Here is a 3,480-nt window from a genome sequence, read left to right on the forward strand (position 1 = left end):
CTGGCCCGTGGTAAGCGTGATTTCCAGAAGAAAGCTGACGACAAGAAACGGGCCGTACGGCGTGAACTGGAGAGCTGGTAAGGGGTGAGCGGGCTCGACCCCTGACCCTCGGCTCCCGACCTCTATAGGGCTTGCGGTTCTAATCTGCGCCAGGTAAAACAATAGCGACTGGACTTTTTGATGCGCCGCACCTGGACTGTTCTCATGGTATTGCTTGGCCTCGGCCTGGCTCAGTACGAAAACCGCTTGCTGGTAGGCTTTCAGGAGAGCCAGGCCATCTTTCCAGGCGGTGGATCGGTAGCCTTTGGGCCGGCAAAGCTCATTGCTGAAGCCCTGGGGCTGGGCTATCTCGAGACCACAGGCCGGGTGTACCTGAGCCTGGGAAGCCGGGTGGCGGCCTTTGGTATCAACAGCCAGGGCGCCGATGCAGTCCGGTTGCTGAACGCCTATCGCTCGGAGGGCAGCCTCTGGGTTCCGGTGCGGGAGTTGGCCCGCAACCTCGAGCTCTATTACCGCAACGAGTACGGTGCCTCTGTGCTGGCCTTGCGTCCAGCCCGACTGCTGGAGGTGCAGCGGGTTCTGGCAGGCTCGACCGAACGGTATGTACTGCGTTTTGACCGCGATGTCCAGGTGCGGATCCTGGCCAACAACCCTCCGCGTCTGGCCATGATAGGGGTGCGCGGGGTGCCGGATACGCCGCCGGCCTCCCCCATCAGCTTCAGCCGGGAGGACTGGGGCACCGAGATTTACCTGCCCCAAGGAGGTGACCCCCCTCGCCTGCTCTTTTTACCCCGGCAGGTCATCGTTGAACGGGGCGGCCTCTCCCGACTGCCCAGGGTGGTGTTGGATGCCGGCCACGGGGGAGCCGATACCGGCGTGGTGGTAGGCGGACTGCGGGAGAAGGATCTGGTGCTGAGCGTGACCCAGCGTCTGCACAGCTTACTCCGGCAGCGCCGACTCGAGGTGATTCTGACCCGCAACTCCGACCGTGCAGTTCCGCTGCTGGCCAGAGCGCAGCACGCCACCTCGGCCCAGGTCTTCATCAGCCTGCACGCTGCGGCGGGAAACCGGGTCACTGCCTTTAGCCACCCTGAGGTTCAGACCCTGCGCTTGCTGGAAAAGGGCCGTGAGCTCTCGGCCCGTACCCCCGCCCACCAGCGGGCTATTCTGGAGCGCTTTGTGGCGGCTCCAGGCTCGGCAGCCCGGTTTGCCCAGAGGGTGTCAGAGGGCTTTGCCACTGCCGGGATCGTGGCCAATACCAGCCAGGACGCCATGTACGTGCTTTCGATGGCGGGCGGCGCTGCGATCTTGCTCGAGGTGGGATTTGAACAACTTCGCACCCCACAAGGCCGCGAGCAGGTGGCCGAGGTACTGGCGAGAGCGGTTTTCTCCTATCTGGGCCTGCCCGAAGCACGCCCCACTCCGAACCCTACCCCTGCTGGAGGTGCACGACCTTGAGACGGGTTCTGAGTATTACCAATCTGCTGGGTCTGGTGGTACTGGTTCTGGGAGGGTGGGGTTTGTGGTCTATCCAGAACGATACCGGCTCGAGGTCGCTCAACCTGCCCTCCGACCTCGAGAATCAGGGCCCCCGTACGGTCAGGCTGCACTTCGCCAAAGACACCGAAGACGGCCTGGTGATCGAAGAGCGCACCATTCAGTTTGTCGAGGGCGAGTACACCCTGGGGCGGGTGCTGGAGGAACTGGTTCGGGGGCCGCAAATTCAGGGGGCAGCGCCCCTGGTTCCCGCCGGAACCCCCGCCCCTACGGTTTTTTTGCGCGAGAGTACCGCTCTGGTAGACTTGCCGGCAGCCTATGCGCGGCTGGGCTATGGCACCGCTGGCGAAATGGCCCTGATCTATGGCATCGCCAATACCCTGCTGGAGTTCAAAGAGGTGCAGCAGGTCAGGTTCTTGCTGGAGGGCCGGGAAGTAGAGAGTCTGGGGCATCTGTCACTGCTGGATCCGTTTAAGCGACAGGGACAGTAATCAACAGGACTACGAAATGCAGCGTCGTAGCGCATGACCCCTGACAGCTTTGTGACTTACGACCTGCGAGATCCAATCAGACCTTTTTACAACGGCGTACATGGGTATCCAGACATTTATGAAGATTGAACGACTCCTCCTGCAAGGTTTCAAATCTTTTGGCGAACGCGCCAGCCTCGAGTTCGACCGGGGCATCTACGGCATTGTAGGCCCCAATGGCTCTGGCAAGAGCAATCTGGTTGAAGCGCTGCGCTGGGTGGTGGGGGCCAGGGCGCGGGAGCTGCGCGGTGAGGAGGCCCTCTCGCTGCTGTTTCATGGTTCGGATGGCAAGGCTCCGCTGGGGTTTGCCGAGGTTGGGCTGGAGCTGGGGGGCAGTGGACGACGGGTCAATCTGAGCCGCCGCCTCGAGCGCGACGGCAACAGTGATGTACGGCTCAACGGTTCACGCAGCACCCTCCGGCAAGTGGAGCAGGCCCTGATGGGCACCGGCCTTTCCCGCACCGGTTATGCCATCGTGGGGCAGGGCGAGGTAGGACAAATTTTGCAGGCCGGGCCCGAGGTGCTGCTTAGCTACCTGGAGGAGGCTGCAGGTCTGCGCGTCGTGACACAGGCCAGCAAAATGGCCCATGAACGCCTGCAGAGCGCGACCCTCGAGCTGCAAACCCGCTCCCAGGAACTCGGCGAACGCAAAACCTCGGTGGTCGAGAAAGCCCAGCAGGCCGAGGCCGCCCGCAACGCCACTGCGCTGGCGGCCCGCAGCCTGGTACTGCGTCGCAGTGTGCTGCTGGCCCGCATCCGCGAGGCCGACCAGGAAGCCAGAGCAGCCCAGCAGAAGGCCCAAAACCTGGAACGCGAGCGCACCGAAGCCGGCCAGCGTTTGCGCGAACTGGAAGCCGAAAAGAGTCAGGCCCTGGAAGCCCTGGAAGCAGCGCAGAATGCCCACACTGAGGCCCTGAGACAGGCCGAAGCCCTGAGCGGCGAACTGCGCCTGGCCGACCAGGAGCGCAATTCGCTCGAGGGCCTGCTGCGTCGTCTGGCGCTGGATCTGAGCGAGAGCGAAGGCCGGCTGACCCGGCTGGGCCTGATTTCCGAGCCGGTAGCGCCAAGCGAGCCAGAACCTGCCCCCGAGGTCATGCAGAAATACCAGCAGCGTGTGCTCGAGCTGCAAGCAGCGCTCCAGACGGAAGAAAACCAGCTCGCTGCGCAACAACAAGCCTTCGAGCGCTACCTGCAGGCCCAGGCCACCTACGAGGCCCAGAAACGGGCTTACGAGCAGACCCTCATGCAAAAATCTGCTTTGGTGGCCGACCAGGCCCGCCTCGAAAATGAACTGGCCGCCCTCCATCACGATCTTTCTGCCGCCCAGTCCCGCGAAAGCGAGCTGCGCGCCCGGCTGAATAAACGGGTGAAGCAGGAAGGCCAGCTCAGCAGCGACGCCCGCGCTGCCCTTGCCGAGGCGCGCCGCCTCGAGGCCATGCTGCGCTCCGGCTCC

At 63.6% G+C, this 3,480-nt stretch carries 3 protein-coding genes; all 3 read left to right on the forward strand.

The features are described from left to right. Positions 1-204 precede the first annotated feature (204 nt). Positions 205-1,458, forward strand: a complete 1,254-nt coding sequence (locus Q0288_RS04905; RefSeq protein ID WP_299428042.1) for an N-acetylmuramoyl-L-alanine amidase — start codon at positions 205-207, stop codon at positions 1,456-1,458. After that, positions 1,455-1,988, forward strand: coding sequence for a GerMN domain-containing protein (locus Q0288_RS04910; RefSeq protein WP_299428045.1), 534 nt, complete (start codon positions 1,455-1,457; stop codon positions 1,986-1,988). The genes Q0288_RS04905 and Q0288_RS04910 overlap by 4 nt, the downstream gene beginning before the upstream one ends. 118 nt (positions 1,989-2,106) lie before the next feature. Beyond that, positions 2,107-3,480, forward strand: a 1,374-nt coding sequence (locus Q0288_RS04915; RefSeq protein WP_299428047.1) for an AAA family ATPase, incomplete at its 3' end; no start/stop codon positions are given.

The sequence above is a fragment of the uncultured Meiothermus sp. genome, assembly GCF_937863175.1.
Classification (GTDB): Bacteria; Deinococcota; Deinococci; order Deinococcales; family Thermaceae; genus Meiothermus.